20 protein-coding genes and 2 pseudogenes are annotated in these 25,796 nt (G+C 49.1%); 10 read left to right on the plus strand and 12 right to left on the minus strand.

The window, feature by feature from the left end:
* The first annotated feature begins 50 nt into the window (after positions 1 to 50).
* The 5 genes from G8759_RS14575 to G8759_RS14595 all read left to right on the plus strand — a co-directional run bounded on the left by G8759_RS14575 (position 51) and on the right by G8759_RS14595 (position 8,457).
* Positions 51 to 1,664, plus strand: a complete 1,614-nt coding sequence (locus tag G8759_RS14575) for a RagB/SusD family nutrient uptake outer membrane protein (RefSeq protein WP_167209123.1) — start codon at positions 51 to 53, stop codon at positions 1,662 to 1,664.
* A gap of 115 nt (positions 1,665 to 1,779) precedes the next feature.
* Entirely contained in the window at positions 1,780 to 2,763 is a 984-nt protein-coding gene (locus tag G8759_RS14580) for a glycoside hydrolase family protein (RefSeq protein WP_232074257.1), read from the plus strand.
* A gap of 13 nt (positions 2,764 to 2,776) precedes the next feature.
* Positions 2,777 to 4,378: an MGH1-like glycoside hydrolase domain-containing protein gene (locus G8759_RS14585; protein WP_167209125.1), complete on the plus strand. Its 1,602-nt coding sequence runs from the start codon at positions 2,777 to 2,779 to the stop codon at positions 4,376 to 4,378.
* A 9-nt stretch (positions 4,379 to 4,387) separates the two neighbouring features.
* On the plus strand, positions 4,388 to 6,436 hold the full coding sequence (locus G8759_RS14590; protein ID WP_167209127.1) for a beta-L-arabinofuranosidase domain-containing protein: 2,049 nt from the start codon (positions 4,388 to 4,390) through the stop codon (positions 6,434 to 6,436).
* A gap of 92 nt (positions 6,437 to 6,528) precedes the next feature.
* The gene (locus G8759_RS14595; protein ID WP_167218978.1) at positions 6,529 to 8,457 is read left to right on the plus strand and encodes a glycoside hydrolase family 127 protein; all 1,929 of its coding nucleotides are present in this window, start codon (positions 6,529 to 6,531) and stop codon (positions 8,455 to 8,457) included.
* 1,187 nt (positions 8,458 to 9,644) lie between these two features.
* Here the strand turns inward: G8759_RS14595 and G8759_RS36175 are convergent.
* The 8 genes from G8759_RS36175 to G8759_RS14630 form a co-directional block, all read right to left on the minus strand.
* Positions 9,645 to 9,767, minus strand: a complete 123-nt coding sequence (locus G8759_RS36175) for a hypothetical protein (RefSeq protein ID WP_262890665.1) — start codon at positions 9,765 to 9,767, stop codon at positions 9,645 to 9,647.
* A 486-nt stretch (positions 9,768 to 10,253) separates the two neighbouring features.
* Positions 10,254 to 11,099, minus strand: coding sequence for a prolipoprotein diacylglyceryl transferase (gene lgt, locus G8759_RS14600; RefSeq protein ID WP_167209129.1), 846 nt, complete (start codon positions 11,097 to 11,099; stop codon positions 10,254 to 10,256).
* A 156-nt stretch (positions 11,100 to 11,255) separates the two neighbouring features.
* Positions 11,256 to 12,386: an efflux RND transporter periplasmic adaptor subunit gene (locus G8759_RS14605; RefSeq protein ID WP_167209131.1), complete on the minus strand. Its 1,131-nt coding sequence runs from the start codon at positions 12,384 to 12,386 to the stop codon at positions 11,256 to 11,258.
* A gap of 95 nt (positions 12,387 to 12,481) precedes the next feature.
* Entirely contained in the window at positions 12,482 to 15,748 is a 3,267-nt protein-coding gene (locus tag G8759_RS14610; protein ID WP_167209133.1) for an efflux RND transporter permease subunit, read from the minus strand.
* 11 nt (positions 15,749 to 15,759) lie between these two features.
* Entirely contained in the window at positions 15,760 to 17,184 is a 1,425-nt protein-coding gene (locus G8759_RS14615) for a TolC family protein (RefSeq protein ID WP_167209135.1), read from the minus strand.
* 57 nt (positions 17,185 to 17,241) lie between these two features.
* Positions 17,242 to 17,517 (minus strand): hypothetical protein, encoded by a 276-nt coding sequence (locus G8759_RS14620; RefSeq protein WP_167209137.1) that lies wholly within the window; start codon positions 17,515 to 17,517, stop codon positions 17,242 to 17,244.
* Between the two features lie 115 nt (positions 17,518 to 17,632).
* Positions 17,633 to 19,021: a sensor histidine kinase gene (locus G8759_RS14625; RefSeq protein ID WP_167209139.1), complete on the minus strand. Its 1,389-nt coding sequence runs from the start codon at positions 19,019 to 19,021 to the stop codon at positions 17,633 to 17,635.
* 25 nt (positions 19,022 to 19,046) lie between these two features.
* The gene (locus tag G8759_RS14630) at positions 19,047 to 19,718 is read right to left on the minus strand and encodes a response regulator transcription factor (protein WP_167209141.1); all 672 of its coding nucleotides are present in this window, start codon (positions 19,716 to 19,718) and stop codon (positions 19,047 to 19,049) included.
* Between the two features lie 95 nt (positions 19,719 to 19,813).
* Between G8759_RS14630 and G8759_RS14635 the strand changes: the two genes are divergently transcribed.
* Both G8759_RS14635 and G8759_RS14640 read left to right on the plus strand, forming a co-directional pair.
* Complete coding sequence (locus tag G8759_RS14635; RefSeq protein ID WP_167209143.1) at positions 19,814 to 20,377, plus strand: Crp/Fnr family transcriptional regulator; 564 nt, start codon at positions 19,814 to 19,816, stop codon at positions 20,375 to 20,377.
* Between the two features lie 77 nt (positions 20,378 to 20,454).
* Positions 20,455 to 20,889: an ester cyclase gene (locus tag G8759_RS14640; protein ID WP_167209145.1), complete on the plus strand. Its 435-nt coding sequence runs from the start codon at positions 20,455 to 20,457 to the stop codon at positions 20,887 to 20,889.
* A 79-nt stretch (positions 20,890 to 20,968) separates the two neighbouring features.
* Here G8759_RS14640 and G8759_RS14645 read toward each other — a convergent pair whose 3' ends face one another.
* Positions 20,969 to 21,418 (minus strand): chloride channel protein, encoded by a 450-nt coding sequence (locus G8759_RS14645; RefSeq protein ID WP_167209147.1) that lies wholly within the window; start codon positions 21,416 to 21,418, stop codon positions 20,969 to 20,971.
* A 456-nt stretch (positions 21,419 to 21,874) separates the two neighbouring features.
* Between G8759_RS14645 and G8759_RS14650 the strand changes: the two genes are divergently transcribed.
* Positions 21,875 to 22,906, plus strand: coding sequence for an IS110 family RNA-guided transposase (locus G8759_RS14650; protein ID WP_167209149.1), 1,032 nt, complete (start codon positions 21,875 to 21,877; stop codon positions 22,904 to 22,906).
* A gap of 46 nt (positions 22,907 to 22,952) precedes the next feature.
* Positions 22,953 to 23,075: pseudogene (locus tag G8759_RS14655) on the plus strand (transposase); the annotation flags it as partial.
* A 20-nt stretch (positions 23,076 to 23,095) separates the two neighbouring features.
* Here the strand turns inward: G8759_RS14655 and G8759_RS35895 are convergent.
* Both G8759_RS35895 and G8759_RS35900 read right to left on the minus strand, forming a co-directional pair.
* The gene (locus tag G8759_RS35895; protein WP_232074258.1) at positions 23,096 to 23,479 is read right to left on the minus strand and encodes an IS110 family transposase; all 384 of its coding nucleotides are present in this window, start codon (positions 23,477 to 23,479) and stop codon (positions 23,096 to 23,098) included.
* Positions 23,421 to 24,122, minus strand: a complete 702-nt coding sequence (locus G8759_RS35900; protein WP_232074259.1) for an IS110 family transposase — start codon at positions 24,120 to 24,122, stop codon at positions 23,421 to 23,423. The genes G8759_RS35895 and G8759_RS35900 overlap by 59 nt, the downstream gene beginning before the upstream one ends.
* 261 nt (positions 24,123 to 24,383) lie before the next feature.
* On the opposite strand from G8759_RS35900, the pseudogene G8759_RS14665 reads away from it, so the two are divergent.
* Positions 24,384 to 24,572 (plus strand): annotated as a pseudogene (locus G8759_RS14665) (IS3 family transposase); the annotation flags it as partial.
* Here G8759_RS14665 and G8759_RS14670 read toward each other — a convergent pair.
* Complete coding sequence (locus G8759_RS14670) at positions 24,558 to 25,565, minus strand: IS110 family RNA-guided transposase (RefSeq protein ID WP_167209047.1); 1,008 nt, start codon at positions 25,563 to 25,565, stop codon at positions 24,558 to 24,560. The pseudogene G8759_RS14665 and the gene G8759_RS14670 sit on opposite strands and share 15 nt — an antisense overlap.
* Positions 25,566 to 25,796: the final 231 nt, after the last annotated feature.

The raw sequence follows: 25,796 nt of genomic DNA on the forward strand, positions 1-25,796 counted from the left end.
TCGACTAGCGTTCACTCGATAGATAGACCTATTCCTTAACATCCGATAGTATGAAATTCATTAAACCATACCTCTTTACGGTTTCGCTTTTAGGACTTACCCTGAGTGCCTGTAACAACGATCTCGAAGAGAAAATCTATTCCGAAGTCACGGAAGAGTCTTACGCCTATACCGATGCGTATAAGGCAATGAGCATTGTGTACGCCAATATGCGTAGCCTGATAAGCCATACCAGTTATTACATGGCGCAGGAATCAACGGCCGACGGCATTGTGATGCCCGCTAACGCATCGGGATGGGATGATGGCGGCATTTACAAACGAATGCATTTGCATACCTGGAACTCCGAAAATCCACAGATGAACAATATGTGGAATCATTTTTATGCCGGTGTCATAAATTCCAACCGCATCATTGATCAAGTCCGCATCGGAAAAATTACTCTGCCTACGGGCCTGACAAAAGAGGCTTTGGTGGCTGAGGTACGTGCCACTCGGGCATTTTTCTACTGGATGCTCTGCGATAACTTCGGCGATGTGCCGCTGGTTGCCGATCGTTCCGACGAACTGAAGGGAAAAACGGCGCGGAAAGACATTTATCAGTTTATTGTGAAAGAGCTTATTGAGGCTATTCCTGCCTTGAGCGAGGATCGGAATCAGTTACTGTATGGTCGATTTAACAAGTGGGCCGCTAAAACCCTGCTGGCCAACGTTTATCTGAATGCCGAAGTGTATTCGGGCGAAGCAAAATGGCAGGAGTGCCTCACCCAGTGCAACGACGTGATTGCCTCGGGGAAATATCAGCTTGAGACATCCCTTCGCGCGCCGTTTGTCACCAACAATCAAAATTCGCCGGAGATTGTGTTTGCCATTCCGTTCGATGAAAATCAAGCGGGTGGTTTTAATGTGGAAATGTTCTCCTGGCATGCTTCACTAAAAACCAAGTTTGGTATGCTGGATACACCTTGGGGGGCTGGTTCGGCCAAAGGTGTTCCGCAATTCATTGATACGTATGATCCGGCCGATGGACGGCTGGCAGCCACCTGGATGATTGGCCCACAGTTTGCCGCCGACGGCGTTACGCCCTTAAAAGGCTCCTACGATCAGGCTGGCAAAAACATTGTGCTCACCAAAGAAATCCCCGACGGGCTTTATACCGGAGAAGCCGAAGGCTACCGAATGAACAAGTTTGAGGTGAAGCAGGGCGCACTGGCCAGTCTAAGCACTGATTTTCCGTTCTTTCGCTATTCGCAGGTGCTGATGATGCAGGCCGAATGCTTATTGCGCACGGGGAAAGGCACTGATGCAGCCGCGGTGGTTACGCAGGTACGGACCCGCGCCTTCACGGCTACGCCGGCAAAGGCAACCGTTGCGGCTGCGGATCTCGAAAAAAACAGCAGCTATCAGTATGGGTACGTAGAAAATTACAAAGTGATTGATCCGGGCAACAATACCGCCGTTAAATATGGTCGTATGCTGGACGAACTGGGCTGGGAGTTTGCCTGGGAGGGTTTCCGTCGTCGGGATATGATTCGCTTTGGCATTTATTCGACTAAAAGCTGGCTTTCGCATAAACCCAATGGCACTTATCGCGCCGTATTTCCACTGCCGCAAATTGCCATTAATTCTAATGCTAAACTGGTTCAAAATCCGGCTTATCAATAGTATGAGCTGCCTGACGGTCAATTGCCGGATATCTTTTACAATCATCTTCTTGATTAGTGTACAGTGTTCGTTCGGACAGCCGAAACCTTCGTCGGCGATTGTTTCTTCAGAAACAATGCAGAGCGTTTTTGATGAGGTAAAAACGCCTTTCAAATACGGCATCGTGTTGCCACAACCCGATTCGGGTCGGATGGTGGACAGCCCGACTATTTTCCGAAAAGAGAATAACTGGTATATGACTTACATCATTTTCGATGGCAAAGGCTACGAAACCTGGCTGGCAAAAAGTGATGATCTTCTGAACTGGACGACGCTGGGCAAGCTGATGTCATTTGCGGAAACCGGTTGGGATGCTACGCAGAAAGCAGGGTACGTGGCGCTGGTCGAGACCGATTGGGGCGGCTCGTACGAAGCCGAAAAATACAAAGGCCACTATTGGCTGTCGTATCTGGGTGGTTCTGAGAAAGGGTATGAAGCGGGCCGTTTGGGCGTTGGCATTGCAACGACGAACGACCTGGCCAAACCGATCGAAACAAAGCGGCTATCGCAGCCGGTCCTGTCGGCAGTAGATGCTGATGCTCGCTGGTACGATAACAAAACCATCTATAAAAGCTTGATTGTCCGGGATAAAGCTCAGATAACGGGCTACCCATTTGTGATGTATTACAATGCCAAGGGCGTAAAGCCAGATGCCAAGGGCAATGGCTTCGAAACCATCGCGATGGCCGTTTCTACCAATATGACGAACTGGAAACGGCATGGCCAGCAACCTTTAATTACTCGCCAGACGGGTATTTGTGGGGATGCGCAGATCACAAAAATTGGCGATCTCTACGTCATGTTTTACTTTGGTGCATTCTGGAAGTCCGATGCGTTCGAGCGATTTGCCTGTTCGTATGATCTTGTCAATTGGACCGACTGGCAGGGTGATGACCTCGTTTCTCCTTCCGAGCCGTTCGACAAAACCTATGCGCACAAACCCTGGGTGATCAAGTGGAACGGCGTGGTGTATCACTTCTACAATGCTGTGGGTACAAAAGGGCGAGTGATTGCGCTGGCTACGTCCAAAGATTTGGGTAAGAGTCGATTTAGTGACTAACGAAAACGCAACGATGCAAAAACGATTGACTGTTTGTGTCCTTTTACTGGGCTGTCAATTTCTGAGCGGACTGGCTTGGGCACAGGATTTTATCCTGAAACCCGATACGTTTAAACCGTACGTAACAGCCTTTGATAGTACCGACGAGGAGTTGTATAAACAATTGATTCCCAATGCGAAAGCCTGGGAGTTCCTTGCGCAGAATATTCCGTTATTCGAATGCCCGGATAAGCAACTGGAACAGACGTATTACTTCCGCTGGTGGACGTACCGAAAGCACCTTAAACGGACGCCCGCGGGCTACATCATCACCGAGTTTTTACCGGATGTTTCCTGGGCTGGAAAGCATAATTCCATAAATTGTCCGGCGGGGCATCATTTTTACGAAGGCCGCTGGCTACGGGATGATACGTATTTGAAAGAGTACGCCCGTTTTTGGTTCCGGTCGGGGGCCAGTCCACGTTCGTATAGTTCGTGGGTGACTGATGCGATTAGTTCATTTGCCAAGGTGCATTCCGACACGACATTTCTGACGGATCTGCTACCAGACCTCCTGACCGATTTTACCGAGTGGGAAAAGATGCGGCTGGATTCGACGGGTATGTTCTGGCAAACGGACAATCGGGATGGGATGGAAATTTCTGTGTCTGGAGCTTTAGGCACCAAATCACAGGGCTACCGGGCTACGATCAATAGCTACATGTTCGGGAATGCCAAAGCTCTGGTAACCATTGCGCGTATGGCGGGTAATAAAACCGTTGCGGATGAGTATACTCGAAAAGCAGCCACGATCCGCCAGCAGATTCTGGGTAAATTGTGGGACGAAAAAGCCAAATTTTTCAAAGTTATTCCGCGGGGAACCGGTACATTAGCCCGAGCCGAAGTTCGGGAATTGCATGGATTTACTCCCTGGTATTTTTCAATTCCCGACGAAAAACATGCCGTTGCCTGGGCACAATTAACCGATGAAGATGGGTTCTGGGCACCCTACGGACCAACTACAACGGAGCAGCGGCATCCTGGTTTTAAAATCTCGTACGAGGGGCATGAATGTCAGTGGAATGGCCCGAGCTGGCCTTTCGCTACTGCCATAACCCTCACGTCCTTAGCCAACTTACTGAACGATTACAAGCAGAATGTAGTGGACAAGCGCGATTTCTGGAAACTGCTGCTCGCTTATAGCCGTTCGCAGCAACGCATTTTGCGAGATGGAGATCGGGTGCCGTGGATCGATGAAAATCTAAATCCCTACACGGGTGACTGGATTTCACGTACCCGATTATCGACGATGGAAACCGGTTCCTGGTCTGAAAAAAAAGGCGGTCGGGAACGTGGTAAAGACTATAATCATTCGACATTTTGCGACCATATTATAGCCGGCCTCGTTGGCATACGTCCGCAACACGGAAATCAGCTTGTTATCAACCCGCTTCTACCCGATAACACCTGGGATTATTTTTGTCTAGATCGGGTACTGTATCACGGAAAAACGCTGACCATTCTGTACGATAAAACCGGAATGAAATACGGAAAAGGAATCGGTCTTCGCGTTTTTGTGAATGGTATAGAAAAGGCCACTGCTACTTCTTTACAAAGAATTACCACCACCATTTGAGTAATCTGCATGAAAATCAACGTTACGTTTCACCTCCTTTTGGTAAGTTTTGCCCTGACAACAGTTGGCCAGGTAAAAACAACTAAAGCCCAGCCGGTAACCTATGTGGGCAACCGGGCTCCATTACGCACCAATCCGTATACCGAACTGCCACTTGGTGCCATTAAACCGCTGGGTTGGCTAAAGGAAATGCTGATTCGCCAGAAAAATGGGGCAACCGGTAAGCTGGACGAATTGTATCCACTAGTGATGAATAACCGAAACGGCTGGCTGGGTGGGGATGGCGATCAATGGGAGCGGGGACCCTACTGGATCGATGGTCTTTTGCCACTTGCTTACATTCTGGACGATCAGGCGCTTATCGCCAAAACAAAACCCTGGGTGGAGTGGGCCCTTAACAGTCAACAACCGGATGGCTACTTTGGACCATCAAAAGACTACAGTACCGAGCCCGGTATCCAGCGCGATAACAGCCGCGACTGGTGGCCCAAAATGGTGATGCTGAAGATTCTGAAGCAATATTATTCGGCCACGGGAGATAAGCGCGTGATCAAGCTGATGACGAATTATTTTAAGTATCAGTTAAAAGAGCTTCCTGAAAAACCGCTCGATCACTGGACTTACTGGGCACGCTACCGGGGTGGCGATAACCTGATGGTGGTGTACTGGCTGTATAACATTACGGGCGATAAGTTTTTGCTCGAGTTAGGTGATCTGGTTCATAAGCAGACATTTGATTATACGGATGCGTTTCTGAATACGGACTTCCTGGCCAAACCCGGCAGTATTCATTGCGTGAATCTGGCGCAAGGTATCAAAGCCCCCATCATTTATTATCAGCATCATTCCGACAAAAAATACCTGGATGCGACAAAGAAGGGCTTTGCCGATATCCGAAAATACAACGGCATGGCGCACGGTTTGTACGGGGGCGACGAAGCCCTGCACGGCAATAATCCAACGCAGGGTTCAGAATTATGTTCGGCAGTTGAAATGATGTTCTCGCTGGAAAGTATACTGGAAATTACCGGCGACGTAGCCTATGCCGACCATCTTGAGAAAGTGGCCTTTAATGCCTTACCCGCTCAGGTGTCAGACGATTTCATGACCCGCCAGTATTTTCAGCAGGCCAACCAGGTAATGGCGACCCGACACCCACGCAACTTTGGCGACAATCATGGCGGAACAGACCTTTGTTTTGGTTTGCTGTCCGGTTATCCATGCTGCACGTCGAACATGCACCAGGGTTGGCCAAAATTTGTGCAGAATCTGTGGTATGCTACTGGTACGCCGGGGCGGCCGGATAATGGACTCGCAGCCCTGGTGTATTCGCCGAGTGAAGTAAAAACAAGGGTTGGTAACGGTACGGCCGTTTCAATTAAGGAAGAAACGGGTTATCCGTTTGAAGAGACCATCAAATTTACGGTTAACGTCGATCAGGGCGTAAAATCCGTTACGTTCCCCTTTCACCTTCGCGTACCACAATGGTGTAAGAAAGGTACCGTAAAAATCAACGGCAAACTCTGGAAGGAAGCGCCCGGTAATGAATTGGTGAAGATTGTGCGCGACTGGAAATCGGGCGATGTAGTGGAGTTGGAGCTGCCGATGCATATTTTTAAAAACAACTGGTACGAGAACTCCATGTCCATTGAGCGGGGTCCCATTACGTATGCGTTAAAAATCGGTGAGGAGGTTAAGCCCGTTAAAAACGAGAAAGACCCGATTAACTACGGCGCTACCTACAATGAGGTATTCCCGACAACCCCCTGGAATTATGCATTGATTCAAGTGCCGGACAACAAACTTGATGATCAGTACAAATTCGAAAAGAAAGGTCCGGTTTCTACTTTCCCGTGGACTCCCGAACAGGCACCCTTATTCATTAAAACAAAAGCTAAACGCATTCCCTCCTGGGGTATGTATAATGAAATGACCGGCCCGATTCCGTATAGCGTCACGTATCAACTGGAAACCGCTCAAGAAGCGGAAGAGGTTATATTAATTCCCTACGGCTGTACCAGCCTACGTATTTCACAATTCCCGGTTGTTCGAAAGTAATGCCGTTAAACCCACGTCTTATGCAAGCATCGTCTCGTCAAGCAACAAGAAAAACTATACACGTATCGGTCTGTACGATTGCCATCGTGGGCATGAATGCCCTATCGAGCTATGCCCAATTGATGGTTCAGCGATTCGAACCTGTCGGGTTCTCGAAGGTGATGATTACCGATGGTTTCTGGAAACCGAAGATGGACAAAGTGGCTACGGCCACGCTCCAGGCCTGCATTGTGCAAACGGAACAGAAAACGGGGCGGATTCGCAATTTTGAAAAAGTAGCCCGCAAACAGGGTGAAAAGCACGAAGGCATCTACTACGACGACAGTGACGTCTACAAAGCTATTGAAGCGATGGCGTATTCGCTCAAAAATCATCCGGATGCCGCCGTTCAACAAAAAGCTGATGAGTGGATTGATAAGATTGCGGCCGCTCAACTGCCCGATGGCTACCTCAATACGTATTACACGCTGACGGGGCTGGATAAACGCTGGACCGACATGGAACGGCACGAAGATTATTGCGCGGGTCACCTGATTGAAGCGGCCGTTGCGTATTACAATACCACGGGCAAGCGTAAACTGTTAGACGTAGCGATTCGCTTTGCCGATCATATTGATTCAACGTTCCGAGTTACGAATCGTCCCTGGGTGAGCGGCCATCAGGAAATTGAACTGGCCCTGATGCGACTATACCATCTGACCAACCAGGACCGGTACCTGAAACTGGCTGACTGGTTTCTGGATCAGCGTGGGCGGGGTTACGGCAAGGGTAAAATCTGGGATGAGTGGAAGAACCCCAAATATTGCCAGGACGACGTACCGGTGAAGCAGCAAAAAGAAATTACCGGGCACGCCGTTCGGGCCATGTACCAGTACACCGGTGCCGCCGATGTAGCAGCCGCCACCAACGACCAGGGCTACATGAACGCCATGACAACCGTTTGGGAGGACGTCGTTTACCGGAATATGTATCTGACCGGTGGCATCGGCTCGTCGGGTCATAACGAAGGCTTCACGGAGGACTTTGATTTGCCCAACGAATCGGCCTACTGCGAAACCTGCGCGTCGGTGGGCATGGTATTCTGGAATCAGCGGATGAATCTGTTAACCGGAGAGAGCAAATATATCGACGTACTGGAACGAAGTTTATATAATGGCGCGCTGGATGGTATAAGCCTGAGCGGGGATCGCTTTTTCTATGGTAATCCGCTCTCGTCGGCCGGTAATTATGGACGTAGTGAATGGTTCGGTACGGCCTGCTGCCCGTCGAATATTGCCCGACTGGTGGCTTCACTGGGCGATTACATCTATGGTCGCTCTGAGCAGGGAATTTGGGTAAACCTGTTCGTGGCCAGCAATACGACGTTTACATTCGGAAAAAACACGGTGCCGCTGCAACTGGAAACCAATTATCCGTGGGAAGGCAACGTAAAAATTACGGTTAATCCAGCGAAAAAGGTTGGATATGCCTTACATGTCAGAATACCAGGCTGGTCGGAAAACGTACCGGCGCCCGGCAAGCTATATCAGTTTACGGATATTAGCAGTGAAAGAGTCGAAATTCTGTTGAATGGTAAATCGGTAACGTATCGTCAGGATAAAGGCTATGCCGTTATCGACCGGACCTGGCAAAAAGGCGATGTTGTAGAGGTAAAATTGCCCATGGAAGTTCGGCAGGTAGCTGCCCGAACTGACGTAAAAGCCGATCAAGATCGAATCGCCTTACAACGGGGTCCTCTGGTCTACTGTGTAGAAGGTGTTGATAATCAGGAACGGGCCTATAATATTCTTGTCCCGAATAAAGCAACGTTCACAACGAAATCGCATCAGGTGCTTGAAGAGCCTGTTGTTGCTATACAAGCCAATCTATCTATCCTTGAATCAGCAACCGACGGGCTAAGTGTACAAATAAAACCTAAATCCATTACTGCGATCCCGTATTACGCCTGGGCAAATCGGGGGAAAAGCCCAATGCAGGTATGGTTGCCGAGACGGATTAAGGAAGTGAAAATTACAGATTAAGTAAGCTATAGTGTCAGCGACTATATCGGCTACTCACTTACTTTTGCCAAAGCGACAGACCATTGGCCTTAATGAGAAAGTAAGCTGGTAGCGGGTGACCCATATGTTGTTTTCTTTTTAGAGCAAATTGTTTGAACTATTCCTTTTGTGGGATATCGAGTTATTCCAGCGTTACTGCGAATTCGAACACTCTCCTGCCCTAATTTAATCGGACGTTTAAATGAACCAAAGTCTAATAAATCTTAATGTTAGCGACACTGGCTATCTAAATACCTTAGAGGCAGATACGTAATCCTTATTTCTTTTTCTTTTCAGGCCGACAAAATCTGTATGAATTAGCCAGACCATAAGAACCGTGCGAATCGGTCGCAATTAGCTGCTCATTGGTTAGGTAATTCAGCAACTCCATCATACAATCATCCTGACTGAATACCTGCTGGCAGGTTCTCTTGTTCAAGTTGTAAATGGTACTTGTGGGTGTCAGACTAAAATAATGGTAGTCCCCAGACTTGGGTAAGGTATACCATCAGAAATCCTTGTTGCCTTACTTCACTACTAGCCCCGTCTATAAGCCGAAACGATTTTTTATCTTGGGTACGGTATCCCCAAATTGAATCAGCCGGTAGCTCCCAGTGATGCCCTGTTCGGGTAATAATATAAAGCGGGTTGGAGCGGAAACTTGTCCGGATCGTTTTTGCCCACGTTTCCCCTAACGTACTGGTTAGTTCACCGGGTGTGCCGAGCACCTGCATCGTCGGTTGATTGCAGCCAAATAAGGTCAGTGTAATGAAAAGATAACCCCAACCGGATCGTTTTTAAGACGGGTGAGGTGTTTACTTTAGTTTGAACAGGCCATAGTTGGTCGAATATAGAACTTAACGAACCGATCTAGGCGGCCGTAAATAGATTGCTGTCAGATGTAGGTCGCGTTCCGTTTGCATGCGCTGATCAATTAAAAAACTCGTATAAATAAATTGAGTGACAAAGTCTTCAGGAAGCATTTGCCCTGTTTTTAATGTCCAGCTTAACCGGTTTAGGGAAAGTATTTTTAGTAAGGCGTGAGTTTGTCGGTCAACGGTTCTTTTCAGCAATTCAAATCGATTACGCCACTGATTATAAACGGAACCGGTCTTCCCCCACCACAAAAAGCCCCTTTTTCTAACCAGCTTTGGATAGATCGTGTCTGACTAATTAATCGGTCGATCACCATTTAACGCGACAAGCGCTTGCTCCAGTCGGGTAACATCAGTCTCTTTCAGGGCGTATTTTGCCTGAATATCGGCTAACCACAAGCGAATGAACTGATTCACTAAGTCCGTTCTGGCGAGTTGATAACGCCAGGAAAAAGTTTGGAAAAGGTCACGGATAAGTTGTTGGCGATGGTTTAGTTCGTTCAGTTGTTTTCGTTGATAAATTAATTGAATATAACTCAGTCTGGCTTGTCGATGAATCGTCTGACGCAGAGCCTGGTACTTTATTTGTTCCTGACAAAGGGCCTAACGAGATGGTTGACCAAAAGCCCCTGGCTTAACCCACTCACTTTTTGGGGTACACGCTGAGCTTTTTGCGCGGCCTGGCAAGAGTCAATCCATACGTGAGCCGACCGTAAATAAAGGTTATTACTGTCAAGAGCAGCCAAATAGGCATCCAACGTTGATTGGCCACAACAAGGTAGTGAACTGCAAAGGGTTAGCATCGTTGCCAAACCTAACCATGTAAACTGGCGCATAAACCGTAATCAATTACGTAAATACTCCAAGAATCTGCATCTCTATTGACACCAAAACGCACCTAGATTATCCAGGCAAATGGCGATGTAGTACGGTGTTATAGCTCCTGATTAGTAAGAACACGCCAATCAACACGGCAGGAACACTTAATAGCTGACCCACATTCAGACGCATCTGATCTTCAAATGGAACCTGGTTTTCTTTAATAAATTCATACAGAAAACGTAAACTAAAGACCCAAGTCAGAAACACCCCGATCAATAAACCGTGGGGGAGGGACGCCTTATCGCGGAACCAGATCCACAACAGTACACCAAACAAAAGCAGACAGGTCAGGGCTTCATACAATTGGGCTGGGTGGCGCGGCACGTTAGAATACTCCGTGTTGTTAACGAAGATAAATCCCCAGGGTACACGTGTTGGTCGACCAATAATTTCGGAATTCATCGGATTGCCCAGCCGGATAAAACAGCCGCTTAATGCCACTACGATAGCGATCCGATCGCCTACCCACAAAAAGGATTCTCCGGGCTCTTGCCGGGTACGCGTATAGAAAAACAAACCTAGTAAAATACCAATTGCGGCTCCATGACTGGCTAAACTACGGTACGGGGGTAGCAGTACTTCCAGCGGATGTTGCCAAAGCATCGTCGGTTCATAGATTAGGAAATGCCCCAGACGGGCACCGCCGATTGTTGAAATGACTAGGTACAGCAGCAGTGAATCTACTTCCCGCGTTGGTTTGTTCTCCTGATTAAAAATATAGGTAATAACCTTAAGGCCAATTATAAAACTCAGGGCAAAACAAAGCCCATACCAGGTTATAACAAACGGTCCGGCGCGAAACAGTTCCGCTTTTGCCGTCCAGATAATGACACCAGGCAGGAAGCCAATGCGTGGAGAAATAAGCATTTTGGGGTTTAGATGAATTCGGTTAGCCTCTGACTTTCCTGATGGAAATCAAAGCGGAAAGGATGCTATTGGTGGCGATCAGCTAGACGGTTGTCAATCCTGGAAATCGAATGGTCTCCCTTCTTCTTGCCAAACTCCTGCCAGGGTGTTTCTCATTTAGTGACGCGCGACTTTCGGTTCTGAAACGGTTTTAATTGCCATATTATCCCGAATATCATCCGATCCATTGACGAGCACCTGATCGGTAGACTTGAGATTGCCAATCACTTCGATCTGATCGTTTGACTCATTGCCGGTTTGAACGGTTACCCAATGCGTTTTTCCATTTATTACCGTAATTACGTAGCTGCCTTCCATCGAAATGACCACGGCTGTTTTGGGCACATACAGACTTTTACTTTGCCGTTGAACCGGAAAGCCGACCGTCGCGTACATCCCCGGCATAAGTTGCAGTCCCGGATTTTTTACCTCGATCTCAATCAGTTCAGCCCGCACACTTCGTTCGACGTTATAAGAAATTCGGTTAATCTTACCCCTAAATACTTTGCCCGGAAAGGCATTTACCGAATACGTCACGGGCGCATTCTGCCGTATCTGGCCCGCATACACTTCCGGCACGGTTACCTGCAGGCGCAACCGCCCAATTTCTTTAAGTCTCAGCATTGGCTGCGCATCTTTCTGAGTCGGTCCTACCAGCGCGCCAGGACTCAGAATGCGTTCGGTAACCACCCCATCGAAGGGAGCCGTAAGTAACAAATATTGCTTCATCTGCCGGGCTCCCGCGACCCGTTGCTGCTGGCTAATCAAATTGGCACTATCCCCCATAACAACCGCCTGGGCTTGATCCAGCTCCTGGGGAGCTACTGCTCCCGCCGTTTTAGCGGCCTGCACCAGACGCCGGTAATTGCTTTTACTGATGTTGAGTCGACCCCTGGCGGCTGTTAGTTCGGACAGTGTCCGGCTTAATTCCGATTCCAGTTCGGGCGCTTCCATGATGGCCAATACCTGACCCCGATGTACTTTATCGCCTACATCAACGGGCATACGGTTAATAAAGCCGTTCACTTTGGCGTAGAGAGCTACATCGTAATAGGGACTCAATTCGCCTGGCAACGCCAGTTGTTTAGCCTGGGTCTTAATGGAAACCGGAACCGTCTGGAAGGCAACCTCGGGGCTCGCTTCTGCTTTTTCTCCAGTTGATGTTTTTGACTCTTCGTTCGAGGTGCAGGCCGGTAGGAAACAAACCGTTCCGAGCAGCAGCACACTGTAATACAACAGGTTTTTCATAAGAATCGAATAAGTGGTGCCCGGCCTAACGTTCGGTGTTCCGGCTATCAGAGACCGGTCATACTAACCGGACCGAACATCAGGCCTTGGGCAGATTAGTTGGGGTGCGTGGTTAAGAGTTGTTTTTTCAGTGGGTCAATACCATCATAAAACTCGCTTTCTTCATCATTGGGATTCAATGAGGCTGATTTGACGGAGGCTCTGCCCTGAACACTGGCAAAAATGACGGGTAGAATTAACAGGGCCGCAAACGCCGAGAAAAACAGTCCTCCGATCACCGCCCGTCCCAGCGGAGCCGACTGATCCCCCGCTTCACCCAGCCCCGAGGCCATGGGAATCATCCCGGCAATCATGGCCAGCGAGGTCATCATAATGGGTCGTAGACGCATGCTCCCTGCCGTTAGAGCCGCCTTGGTGGAGTCGTTATAAACCAGGCGTAATTGCTCGGCATTGGTGATCAACAGGATCGCATTGGCCACCGATACCCCTACCGACATGATGATGCCCATGTAGGATTGTAGATTAAGCGTACTACCCGTCAGGCTGAGCAGCCCCAGCGAACCGGCCAGCACCGCTGGAATCGTTGACAGCACCACGAAGGCCACACCAAACGATTGGAAATTGGCCATCAGCATCAGGAAAATAACCACAATGGCCAGTCCTAGACCCGTTTGCAAACTGCCCAGCGTATCGCGCAATAGCTGAGCCATCCCCTGCAAATCCACCACGGTCCCCTTGGGTGGGGTGCCTAAGCCATCAATCACCTGTTGCACATCCCGCGTGGCCGTCCCTAAATCTTTATTGAAAATATTAGCCGATACGGTCACCAACCGTCGTGGCCCACTGCGGTCATATTCACCCGGGACGGTTGTCCGGTGAATGGTCGCCACATCGCCTAGCGTCGGGCGAAGCTGGCCTTTCACCAGAGGAATATTTTCCATGTCTTCCACCGAACTCATTTCGTATTCGGGCAATTGCACCTGCACTTGATAGGCATAGCCGGTTTTTCGATCCAGCCAGAGATTCTTGGCGGTGAACCGGCTTGACGAGGTGGCTGCTACCAGGCTTTTCGAAATATCATCAGCGGTCAGGCCAAACTGAGCCGCTTTGATTCGATCGAACTGAATATCCAGGGTGGGGTAATTCAGGGGTTGTTTGATGCGAATATCGCGCAGATAGGGAATGGATTTGAGCCCCTCCTGCAACCGTTTGGCGTACGCCTGGCCATCTTCCAGGCTTTTCCCTCCGACCTGCACTTCAATCGGCGTTGACGCGCCCTGGCTCATAATTTTATCGGTCAACTCAATGGGCTCGTAGGAAATACCCACGCCCGGCAATTGTTTTCGCACAGCAGCCCGCAGGTTATCCCGCAGGACATCCATATTGCCGGAATATTCTTCACTCAGCGCTACCTGCACGGTTGCTTCATGAGGCCCGGCGTTGAACACGTAGAGATTACTGGTCCCGTAACTGGACGGGGTCATGCCGACGAACGCCGACGAAATTTCCACGTTTTCTTTGCCGACCAACTGCTCAATGATGCCCAGTACCTGCTGAACCCGCTCCTCTGTCCGTTCGATGCGCATGCCCTGGGGCGCAATGACCCGCACCTGGAATTGTTTGGCATTGCTTTTGGGCAGCATATCCTGACCAATGTTCATAAACAGTAAACCAGCTAATCCAAACGTGATCAGGACGTAACAACTGATCACCAGCGTACGATGGCGTAACAGCGTTTCAACCAGCGATATGTACCGCGCTTTGAATTTATCAAACCCCTTCAGCTCGTTTTTGGTCGTCTTTTCATAGTGAGCATGGCTTTCTACCTGCGCGACTTCCTGCGAATTTAGGGCCTGCACGGCCTCTTCATGATCCCCTTTGTGATGCGCCTTCATCCACCAATTGGATAAGACTGGCACGAGCGTTAAGGCTAGAAAAAAGGCTACGATCATCGCAAACCCAATCGAGAGCGACAGGGGTAAAAACATAGCTTTGGGTACGCCACTCATCAAAAAGGAAGGAGCAAAAACGGCCAGAATACAGATCAGGATCAAAAATTCGGGGAAGGCAATTTCCAGACAGGCATCGTAAATCGCCCGGGCCTTAGGTTTCCCCATCTCCAGGTGCTGGTGAATATTTTCGATGGTTACCGTTGCTTCATCGACCAGGATACCAATGGCCAAGGCTAGCCCGGATAAGGTCATGATGTTGATTGTCTGGCCAGCCGCATTCAAGAGCATCACAGCCGCCAAGATGGCCACGGGAATTGTCAGGACTACAATCAGCGAGCTGCGCCAGTCGCGCAGAAACAGCAGCACCGTAAGGCCTGTCAGGACGGCCCCGATAATGCCTTCGCTCATCAATCCACTGACTGCATTGGAAACATACACCGACTGATCGAATTCGTAGCTGAGTTTCACGTCATCAGGCAGTAAGCTCTGCATCTCGGCCAGTTTGGCTTTTAGGGCCGTTACAACCGCCATGGTGGAGGCATCGCCCGTTTTAGTTACCGGGATGTAAACGGCCCGCTTCCCATTCACCAGGGCGTAGCCGACTGTCTGGTCAGCCGCGTCATTGACGGTGGCCACATCACCCAACAGAACCGTTGGCCCCGTCCCCATTTTCAGCGGAATTTGCGCAAACTCGCTCACCGTATTGATGACCGAATTCGAAGGCGTCATGTAGGCATAGTCTTTCATGCGCACCACCCCCGCCGGGGAAATCTGGTTAGCCTTGACCACGGACTGCACAATCTGATCGGGCGTCAGGGCGTAGGACTGCATCTTGCTGGGATCAACTTTGATCACCACGGTTCGTTCGTTACCCCCGAACGGTGGCGGAGAGGAAGCGCCCGGAATCTTGGCCAGCAGGGGCCTGATCTTCGTCGACGCCAGATCCTGGATTTCCGATAGGGATCGAGTCTTGGAATTAAATACGAGCTGACCCACGGGCAGTGTGGAGGCATCAAAGCGAACCACGACTGGCGGTTGCGAGCCGGGGGGCAGGTAGGAAAGCACCCGACTTACCTGATTGGCCACTTCCCCGGCCGCCTGGGCCATGTTCGTATTTTCGTAAAACGAACATTTCACCAGCGTCAGGCCCTGCACGTTTTTGACATCCACATCTTTCACGCCGGAGACGTACAGCATCTGATTTTGATACCGGGTGGCAATAAAACCTTCCATCTGGGAGGGCATCATGCCGCCGTAGGATTGAGCGATGTAGATGGTGGGGGCGTTGAGTTTGGGAAAGATATCGACGGGGATGTTCAGCACGGCCATGACCGAGAACACCAGCATGCCCAGTACCAGCACCACAATGGTGACCGGTCGGGTGAGTGCAGACGCGATGAGTTGGTTCATCTAAAGCGGGGTTATTTCGTAGTCAGTTTAATGAAATTGGTCAAGTCACCTTCGGCAGCGGATTTAAGTAGGAGCGCCCGCCAGACATTATTGGTCGTGACGAACTGGTCGATCTCAGCCCGGTTCAACAAGGTAAACGCCTGGGTAAATTCGTACACGTTCGATAGGCCTGCCGTGTACCGGGCCTGCGCCTGTTCATAGGCTGCCCGTGCCGCCCCCAATTGGACGGGGGCCTGCTGAGCTGCCTCGTAAGCGTTCTGAATCTGCAGATCGGCTGTTTGCTGTTCGGCTTTGATGCGGAGCACTTCCTGATCATACTGGTATTGATCCCCCTGCGTCCGCATGACTTGCGCCTTGGTTTCCTGACGGGTCCGAAACAGATCACTGAAGCGCCAAAATGTACTCACGCCCACAAAATAGTTAGCCACCCGGAACGGTAAACCGGCCCCCAGCGATGGGTTATAAATGAAATTGCCTTCTGGGGTGGTGTTATCGCTGATCCCCGATCCCCTGGCCCAGAATGAGCCATTCAAAGCAATAGCGGGTAAATAGGATTTTCGGATAGCTTCCACACGGGCCTGGCTAAACTCAATCTGCCGTCGGAAGTAGGACAATACCGGATGATTGGCCAGCTTTTCGGCTGAAAACTGGAAATCGGGGGGTAAGGCAACCTGAAAGGTGTTGGTATCCAGCCGGAACGTCGAACCAGGCAAGCCCATAAACTCGCCCAGTTGCACCCGTTGCTGCTGGGCTATTCGGCGACTCTCAATCAGTAGCAGCCGGGCTTTAGCTACTTCGGCATCGGCCAGTACACTATCAACACCGGGCCGTCTGCCCGAGCGGGTATTGGCCTGCATCACGGTCCGGAAAGCGTCGATCCGGGCTAGATTAGCTGCCTGCACTTTGACCGTCTGGTCGATAATCAATGCCATCAGGTAGGTATCGGCCACGCGAACCCGGTGAACGAACAGTTCCTGATAATAATCGGCATTCGCCCGCTGAATCGCCGATTTGGACAACGCTAGTTCGGCTTTGTTACGACCAAAGGTGATCGCCTTCCAGTTAACGTTTAGGGAGCTTAAACTGCCCCATACTGCATCGGTTGTTGGTCCATTGGCTTTAACCCCGCTGGAAACTGAATTGGTCGACCCTTCATTAGGAAAGGTAGCCCCCCGTACATTATTGGACGTCCCGTACAAGGCCTGTGCCTGAAACGAGGCAACGGGCAAAAAACTGGCTTTCCGCGCAGCCAGATCCGCTTGTGTTGCCTGGGTTTCGGTGAGTTTATTTTTAATGGATGGGTAATTCTGCACGGCCAGATCAAGTGCTCTGGCAAGCGTCAGGACGGAATCAACGGGATTAGTTTGAGCCGACACAATGCCAGCGCTGATCAGCAGCAGGCCAGTAAGCCATCGACTTGGCAACGAGATGTTCATAAACGAGACGTATCAGGGTGAACCAGGAATACCTTAGAAATCAGCTAGCCACGTCGATTAGGGTCCTTGTTGGCTGGACAAGGTAGAGTACCTAGTAATCGCCGACCGTTGTTTGAGCACGGCGATGAGGCTATCTTTTCGGGTGTTTTCCTGACTACAGCTGGCTAATTGCTGGAGCAACTGAGTGGATTCAGCTTCCCGGTCCACGACCTCCCCATCGGGTGGCCAGAAGGCACTCCGGCTATACAACTGGTAGATGTTTACGCCCAGTGATGCCAGGAGCGCGATCCCCAGAATAAGCACAAAGAAATTAGTGGAGGCAGTTCGCTTCATAACCCGATCGACGTTTAAGCCCGGGACAAAGATGATGGTGCGGGATTAGAGCCGTCTTAGGCGGAGATTAGAATTCATTAGAATGGGGAATTCAGGGGCTAATCGAAACGTCAAGCTAAGCCGCCCGAAGGGCTTTGGCATCATAAGCGGGTAGTTCGATGCGCACGATGGTACCTGTCGCTGGGGATGAAACCAGGCTTATTTTGCCCTGATGACGCAGAATGATCTGCTGGGTGATGGCCAGCCCTACGCCAAACCCCTCCGCCTGCCCCGCATTTTGCCCCCGGTACAAGGGTTCGAACACATGGGGTTGATCGTCGAGAGGAATACCGATGCCCTGATCGGTAACGGTGATGACGTGTTGGGCACTGGCCGGCTGGGTGAACAGATCGACCAAAACGACCTGCCGGGAGTATTTGCAGGCATTGTCGATGACGTTTTGCAGGGCCGTCGTCAGCAGGATTTCATTGCCCATGACCTCGAAAAAATCGTCGGCGGGCATCTGCCCAAACTGAAACGAAACGGTACAGTCGGCTCGCTTCTGCTTGACCTGACTAACCGCGCTCATCACGCATTCCTCCAGTCGAATCGGGCTCATGGCCAGCGAACCGTCGCCCGTGTTGGCTAGCTTCAAGAGGCTATTGGTCAACTTGACCAGCTTGGTCAGTTCCCGCATGGCCACCTCCATACTGATTCGCCAGTCGGCGGGATTGGTATCGTACTGGTGGGAGGTTTCGAGAGTACCCAGCACGGTCGTTAAGGGCGTACGCAGTTCATGGGAGGCATGGGAAACGAACTGCCGCTGGTTCTCGAAGGTGGTTTGAAGCTGGGTTAATAACTGGTTGAAGGTCATGGCCAGCTGGGCAATTTCATCGGTTTGGTTGCCTTCATTCAATCGAAACGTCAAATGGGCGTCGGCCTGTACGCCCCTAACCCGGCTGACCATGTTGGCAAGGGGACGCAAAAACAGGCCCACAAAGTACCAGCCCGAAATCATGATCAGCAAAAAGCCCCCCAGATTAGCGACGAGCAAAATAACCAGCAGGTTCTGTTGTTTGGAATGGCCCAGTCGGTCATAACCCGTTACAAAGATGGAATAGGGCAGGTCCCGGTCCCGGTACACGATTCCAACGCCTTCGTTGCGGTTGATGGTAAATTGAATGGAGGTTTGTTTGGCCAGTGCCGGAATGAAGCGGGCTTCTTTTTGCACGTAAGCGGGCGCCTGGTTGGTAAACACCAAGTTGCCTTGCTGATCAAAAATGCTGATATGCTCTTCGGTGAGGGTTTGCAGATCCGTGGCATTCAGGGCGCGATCCAGAACGCCTTGGCTGGAATGACGGGAAATCATGACCCGCCCAAATAGCCGGGCTTTGCCCTGCAAACGTACTGTAAATCCCTGCTCCCGGTAAACCGAGTAAAAGGTGTAGACAAAGCTGGTAAAGGCAATCTGGATGGCCAGACCGATCGCCGTAAAGAGGATCGTTAATTTATGTCGGATTAACATGACCGTCGGCGACGTTTACATTCGGTTAGGATTCATGTAGCGAGTAGCCCATGCCGATTACAGTGTGTAAGAGTTTGGAGGAAAACTCCTTATCGATCTTCTTGCGGAGGTAGTTAATGTAGACATCAATGACATTGGTATTAGAATCAAAGTCCGTATCCCAGACCCGTTCGGCCAGTTCGGCGCGGGAAATGATTTTGCCTTTATGCAGCAGCATGTATTCCAGCAAGGCAAACTCTTTGGATGTTAACTCAATGCGTTTTTCGGCGCGGGTAACCACTTTCGTATCTAAATTCAGGGTTAGATCGGCCAAGCGCAAGACAGTAGAATGACGAAGCACATGGCGTTTTGTAATGGCTCGAATCCGCAGCAGCAGTTCCTTAAAGGCAAAGGGTTTGGGCAGGTAATCATCCGCCCCCGCGTCAAAGCCTTTAACTTTATCATCTAGGGTATCCAGCGCCGTCAGCATCAGAACCGGGGTTCGTTCGTTCTCCCGTTTAATGAGCCGACACAGGTCAAACCCGTTTAAGGAAGGTAGGTTCACGTCTAGAATAACGGCATCATACTCATTTTTCTGGAATAGTTGTTTGCCGACGTAACCATCATAGGCGAGGTCGGTACTAAAGGATTCGGCCTCCAGTCCTTTTTTGATAAATGACGCTAAACTAACTTCGTCTTCAACGAGCAATATCTTCATAACTTGATTACCTGGCCATTCAGACCGCCAAAGTAAGGATATAACATTTAAACGGATTATATGTCTAGCTACCCCTCAACTAATAACCTCCTGCTATGCGAAGTCAGTATATTGCCATGAATCAAGTAATGCCGCTACAGGAAGACGCCTGGCTCCTCCTTAGGAACGTACTGATTGAGCATCAACTACCGAAAGGTGATCTACTCCTGCAACCTGGTCAGGTATGCAAACATATCTTTTTTCTTCAGACAGGGCTGATGCGAAGTTTCTACCTCAAGGATGGCGAGGAACGAAATGTGGCCTTTACACTCGAAAATGGCTTTGTTACGGATCTAAAAAGCCTACGCTCAGCGCAACCTTCCGAACTTAGTATTCAGGCACTTGAACCCTCAACCCTGTTTAGCATGCCTAAAAACGACTTACTCCAGTTGTATGAGCAGTCACATCAACTAGAATCTTTTGGTCGACGGCTATTAGAAACCCTGCTGGAAGAGCAGGAAGACTATGCGGCCTGGTTTACACTTTATTCCGCCAAAGAAAGGTATAATCAACTGCTTAAAAAGCAACCGGCTTTAGTACAACGCGTTTCCCTGGGCCATTTAGCCTCTTTTTTGGGTATTCGACGGGAAACGTTGAGCCGAATTCGGAAACTGAAGTAGGGAGTCTTTTTTGACTTTTGTCACAGATTTTCAGTGAACCGTCCAGCTATTTTTGCCTAAACAAAAAAAACTACGCAATGGACAGTCATCAAATCAAACAACTGGTCGCAAACTTTATCGAGGCCATCTGGAATCAACAGCAATACGAAAAACTGGATTTGTATCTGCATCCGGCTTACGTCGACCATTCACTCCCATCGATGCTATCCCCAAACGGTTCAGGTCTGATCAACTGGATTCAGGCAACCAGCCAGTCATTTCTGCATCAGACATTCATTGACGACCAGGTTACAGAAGCCAGTAAGACAATCCTGAAGATTACCATGCAAATGACGCATGTAGGAACCTGGCGGGATATTGAACCAACAGGTGCTGAGGTTAGCACGACTGGCTACCGGTTTTATCGAGTAGCGGATGGAAAAATTATTGAACATTGGGCTGCGATTGACGGTACAACCTTAGAAAATCAGCTTAAGCAGCAGATTAATCAGGGATGCAAGCTCCCCGAATAGGGCATTTGATTGGAATCTTTCGAATTTAAGCACTCTCAACCGATTACCGATTTTGCCCCGTTCGCCAGTACTTCTTCAATCAGTCAATGAACCAAATGTCAGCGTTCTTAATCGTATTTCGTACGTCACTAATTTCTTTGCCTGTCTCAATCGTAATCGCCCGTGACTTACTGATGCTCAGGATTTGGGAAGAATAAAGACTTCGATGCCCGAACATCAGAAACGCAATGACACAGGACACCGAGGCATAAGGGGCTACCGCTGCGCCAAACAACTTAATAGCCAGAATACTCGACGCAATAGGGGTATTAGTGGTATCCGCCAGCAGACTCACAAAACCAATGGTGGCAAATGTACCCGGATACGCCCCAACTGTATGGCCAAAGAAACTATCCGCCGTAGCGCCGATATATAATACCGGGGTAATGACACTACCGCTCCGGCTAATACTCAGCGTAATAATGGTGAACAGCGCTTTCAGGATGAATGCGTACTCCAATACGGATGCCCCTTTTATACTTCCTTCCATCAAATTAAGTCCTAGTGTACGTCGTCAAATGAAAGTGGACAAAAGAGCCGGGCCGCCGGGCGGTGAAAATGAGGAGAGACAATTTCCTAAATTGTTTCACTTAAATCACCTTGGTAATGTCTAATTCAACCAAAAAATCCCCGCCTAACCGTTCCAAAACGGCCCACTCTGCTTCAACTACTACCTCAGAGCGCAAGCCGGCTCTATCTATTATCAAAGACATTCAACCGGACGCCGGCCTTTAGCTTTGTCCTTCGATTAAAATCCTATATTTCTCGACCGTACCAACAGCTTCGGTGAACTTAGGACGCCGCCAGGTTAATGACCTTTCCCGCGAAGTAGTACCGAAGCTGTTTGGTTGGATATGCGCCAATTAGAATTGTAGGCATCAAGGCCTCCTAAAGGTATTAGCCGACTCCAATCGTGGTATACTCTCTTCCCTTTCCAACTTTAGCTATGGCATTTACTTCCTTTATCGGCATCGACGTTTCCAAACTAACCATAGATGCGGCAATCTATGTATCGGCTAATGAACCCGTTTTTCATCAACAGTTTGAGAATCGGCCTTCAGGTTTTGGCAAACTGTTAGCATGGGTATATCAACATTGCGACAAGACCCAACTACTCTTCTGTTTAGAGCACACCGGTATATATGCCCTTCCTCTGTGTTGCTTTTTCACTCGGCATAAACTTAGCTACTCGCTTCAATCGGCCCTTCATGTGAAACGATCGATGGGGATTCAGCGAGCGAAAAATGACAAGGCTGATGCACGCATGTTGGCTCGATTCGCTTATTTATACCGCGATGAAATCAAGCCATCTCAACTACCCTCCAAGACACTGCTCAAAATCCAGCATCTGCTGGCTTACCGGCAGCGGTTAGTCAAAAATAAAGTGGCTTTGGAGGTAGCAGCCAAAGAATTAGCCAATTTCGTTGATAAGGAGTTCAGTAACAGCATCATCCGAGATAGCCAAAAACATATTGCTCAATTAGTGGCCAGTATACAGTTAGTAGATAAGCAACTGCGAACAGTGATTGCTGAAGACCAGGAGGTGCATCGGACTTATCAGCTAGCTACGTCAGTAACCGGTATCGGTTTGCAAACGGCGGCTTATTTATTGGTGCATACGCAGTGTTTCAAAAGCTTTGCCAACTGGCGCCAATTAGCCGCTCGGCGGTCCGATTGCTTTGCGGGTACCGCTCCTTTTACGTACTCGTCGGGTAGTAGTGTGCGCGGACGGAGCAAGCTGAGTAAGATTGGGCACATGAAATTGAAAGCGCTGCTGAGTAATGGAGCGAATGCGGCTATCCAATCGCCTAACGAGTTTGCGGACTACTATAACCGAAAGATCCTTGAGGGCAAACCTAAGTTAGTCGCTCTAAATGGAGTGCGCAATAAATTGATCAGTCGCGTATTCGCAGCCGTCCAACGAGGTACGCCTTACATCAAAAATCAGGTAGAGTATCGGCAAGCCGTTTCTTGTTAAAATTCTATGGCAAACACTTGTTTTTAGCTTAGAATTCGCGGGACAGACTCGACGGCAATACACCGCTGAAGAAAAGATTCGCATTGTGCTGGAAGGGCTACAAGGCGAGCAGTCAGTCGCCGAGATTTGTCGACGAGAAGGACTCAATACCAACATTTATTATCGGTGGATCGGACCGATTTCTATGATTCAAACAACTAATGGGGAATAAAAATCTTTATATTTTTCTCTACGCTGTACGCAAGCATAAACGCGATGAATCAGCTTATTGCAGATGTTATTAATCACTAGCATCTCATTTTTGCCTTCAGCTGTTTTACGCACGTAATACGCTTTTAGCTCCTGAGAATGCTGGATGGCCGACATGGCTCCATTGTGCAGCAGGGCTTTCAAAGGCTTGTTGGCTTTATTACTGGTTTTAGCTTTGCCCCGATATTGCCCCGACGAATAGACAAAAGGTACCACCCCAGCGTGACAAGCCAACTTCTTCGGGTCAGTGATGGCTTTAAATTCATTAGTGATGATTAGCAGTTCGGTGGCGATGGCTGGGCCAATACCCTTGACCGATTGCACATATCCATGCAGTTCTTTTAAATAAGGGTGGTCGGCCGATGCCGTCATTCTCAATCGTGGCCGTAATCTCCACCTGGACCTGTTTGATGTCTTGAGTAAGGGCATTTAGCGTTTTCTGACACGATTTCTTGTCGGCGTTGTGGTCTTTTTTAGCGATAAAGCCATCCGAATCAGTCAGCGAAGACTGAAGCATTTTGCGCACTTTGACCAACCGGCTACGAGTGGCCGTCAACCGATCCAGTTGTTGAATGACCTCTCGTTTAGGCGTCCACAGACGAACTTCATCGCGATTTTTGTAGGCATATAACGCGATACGCTGGGCATCTACTTTGTCATTTTTACCCCGAATCATGCCTAAGCTCTCTTTAATGTGGATAGGATGTTCTACCCAAACATTGGCCTGTTTGTGCTGGAAGAAACGTAGCAGATGATTGTTATAAATGCCCGTGTGCTCCATACAATACAGACTATTACTAAAACTAGCCTGTGGGTATTGAAGGGTTAAGTACTTGATGAAGCTTTCAATACCTTTCTGGTCGTTGGAAGACTGATAATGAAACAACAATTTGTTAGCGACGATAACGGCCCAGTCCAGGGAGGCTTTGGAAATATCGATACCGATGAAAAGCGCACAGGATTCCATACTTTTGAATGAGTTTATGTTAGTACTCAAGCCAGTAGTCTGTTGCACACTCAATACCTTGCTCATGGGCCATTAACCCGAATTTCTATTTGAGTCCTGTGCTTCAGTTGCCCAGTGGAGTCCTGAATCGATCCATGAGTCGCTAACTCAGCCGAAGACGGTAGGGTATCTCCACGGGCACTGGCTTGCTCTCACTTTGAGAGTATTCCAAGATAGGGCATTCTTGAAATCGTACAGCGGCTCAAATCTAAAGGCCGAAGCAGTAAAGAGTTCCTCGAAGCGGGCAAAAAGCGATTGGCGGGCGATACCACCCGAGAAGCTACCGCTCCCGAAGTACAGTCCATCAAGTCCGAAAATGAAGCTCTCAAACAGCTAGTAGCCGAGCTAAGCCTGGAAAATCGGGTATTAAAAAAAAGGTGGTCCGATTTCTATGGTTCAAGCAAGGGTTGGCTTATAATTTTTATCATATTTTTCATTTCGGCGGACTACAGCATAGACCCGATGAATGAGCTTATTGCGGACAGCGTTTAAAATTAGCATTCGATTTTTGCCTTGGGCTACTTTCCGCTGATAATAAAGTTGCAATTCACCCTTACTTTTAACCGCCGCCATAGAGGCCAGATGTAATAAAGTTTTCAATGATTTACGAGCGTGGTGATTGACTCGAGTACGTCCCCGAACACTACTTCCCGAACGATGTTCAAAAGGAGCTACACCGGCATGGCAAGCTAGCTTCTTCGGTTCAGTAATTGTCTTGAATTCGTCAGTGGCAATGATTATCTCAGTAGCAACGATAGTGCCCACTCCAGGCACGGATGTAAGAAGGCTAAAAAGAGTTTTCAACTCAGCGTCATTCTGTATCAGACTTTTAAGGCTAGCTTCCACTTGCTCAAGATCCTTTTTTAGTGCCTTGAGCGAGTCACCACAGTGCCCTTTTAATTGGTGCGGAAGCGCCCGATCACCGAAACGTTTTTGCTCCGTCAAGGGAACCGCTAGTTGATTAATAACTGATTGCAAACGATGACGAAGTTGGCTCAACTCAGTTAATTGCTTTAAAACAGAACGAGTCGGTTGCCAGATGCGTAAACGATCTCGGAACCGATACGCGTACTCAGCAATGCGAACTGCATCAATGGCATCTGACTTACCCCGTTGTAAACCACCAGCTTGTTTAATCTGAATGGATGCTTCCAACCACAAACGAAAGCCTTCCTGATAAAATACTTCTAACACATGGGCATTGTAAATACCCGTATGTTCCAGACAGCAAATACTGGTGGCTAAAGCAAACTGAGGTAAAGCCACTAACTGTTTGACGGCCTTGGAAACTGCCTTCGGTGAATTGTCAGATTGAAATTGACCGACTAAGCCGGTAGGTGTGTAAATAGCCCAATCAAGCGTGTTCTTTGATACGTCAATACCAATGAAATAGTGAAATTGCATAAGCTCTGTTATTTAAGGGTGAAGCAATGGACTTGTCCCTATTCTCAATACCTTACTAAGGGTCGGACGGCCGATGCCGCCTGGTGTCCCACATTTCTATTCGAGTCGGGGGCAAGAAGACAGGGCGGGTCGTAAATCGGACCATAGGCCGCTAACCTTGCCGCTGCGATAGGGTAGCCCGCTCTGTTTATCATTCCTGTAAGCTACCCAATCTTGGAATCTTACTGGCCT

Origin of the sequence: Spirosoma aureum (assembly GCF_011604685.1) — a bacterium.
GTDB classification, from domain to species: Bacteria; Bacteroidota; Bacteroidia; order Cytophagales; family Spirosomataceae; genus Spirosoma; species Spirosoma aureum.

Excerpts from the sequence above, each read along its gene's own strand:
- G8759_RS14590 (WP_167209127.1), top strand. The coding sequence starts at position 4,388 with ATGAAAATCAACGTTACGTTTCACCTCCTTTTGGTAAGTTTTGCCCTG.
- G8759_RS14650 (WP_167209149.1), top strand. The coding sequence starts at position 21,875 with ATGGCATTTACTTCCTTTATCGGCATCGACGTTTCCAAACTAACCATA.
- lgt (WP_167209129.1), bottom strand. The coding sequence starts at position 11,099 with ATGCTTATTTCTCCACGCATTGGCTTCCTGCCTGGTGTCATTATCTGG.
- G8759_RS14585 (WP_167209125.1), top strand. The coding sequence starts at position 2,777 with ATGCAAAAACGATTGACTGTTTGTGTCCTTTTACTGGGCTGTCAATTT.
- G8759_RS14670 (WP_167209047.1), bottom strand. The coding sequence starts at position 25,565 with ATGCAATTTCACTATTTCATTGGTATTGACGTATCAAAGAACACGCTT.
- G8759_RS35900 (WP_232074259.1), bottom strand. The coding sequence starts at position 24,122 with ATGGAATCCTGTGCGCTTTTCATCGGTATCGATATTTCCAAAGCCTCC.
- G8759_RS14580 (WP_232074257.1), top strand. The coding sequence starts at position 1,780 with ATGCAGAGCGTTTTTGATGAGGTAAAAACGCCTTTCAAATACGGCATC.
- G8759_RS14630 (WP_167209141.1), bottom strand. The coding sequence starts at position 19,718 with ATGAAGATATTGCTCGTTGAAGACGAAGTTAGTTTAGCGTCATTTATC.
- G8759_RS14635 (WP_167209143.1), top strand. The coding sequence starts at position 19,814 with ATGCGAAGTCAGTATATTGCCATGAATCAAGTAATGCCGCTACAGGAA.
- G8759_RS14615 (WP_167209135.1), bottom strand. The coding sequence starts at position 17,184 with ATGAACATCTCGTTGCCAAGTCGATGGCTTACTGGCCTGCTGCTGATC.
- G8759_RS14645 (WP_167209147.1), bottom strand. The coding sequence starts at position 21,418 with ATGGAAGGAAGTATAAAAGGGGCATCCGTATTGGAGTACGCATTCATC.
- G8759_RS14620 (WP_167209137.1), bottom strand. The coding sequence starts at position 17,517 with ATGAAGCGAACTGCCTCCACTAATTTCTTTGTGCTTATTCTGGGGATC.
- G8759_RS14640 (WP_167209145.1), top strand. The coding sequence starts at position 20,455 with ATGGACAGTCATCAAATCAAACAACTGGTCGCAAACTTTATCGAGGCC.
- G8759_RS14605 (WP_167209131.1), bottom strand. The coding sequence starts at position 12,386 with ATGAAAAACCTGTTGTATTACAGTGTGCTGCTGCTCGGAACGGTTTGT.
- G8759_RS14625 (WP_167209139.1), bottom strand. The coding sequence starts at position 19,021 with ATGTTAATCCGACATAAATTAACGATCCTCTTTACGGCGATCGGTCTG.
- G8759_RS14610 (WP_167209133.1), bottom strand. The coding sequence starts at position 15,748 with ATGAACCAACTCATCGCGTCTGCACTCACCCGACCGGTCACCATTGTG.
- G8759_RS14575 (WP_167209123.1), top strand. The coding sequence starts at position 51 with ATGAAATTCATTAAACCATACCTCTTTACGGTTTCGCTTTTAGGACTT.
- G8759_RS14595 (WP_167218978.1), top strand. The coding sequence starts at position 6,529 with ATGAATGCCCTATCGAGCTATGCCCAATTGATGGTTCAGCGATTCGAA.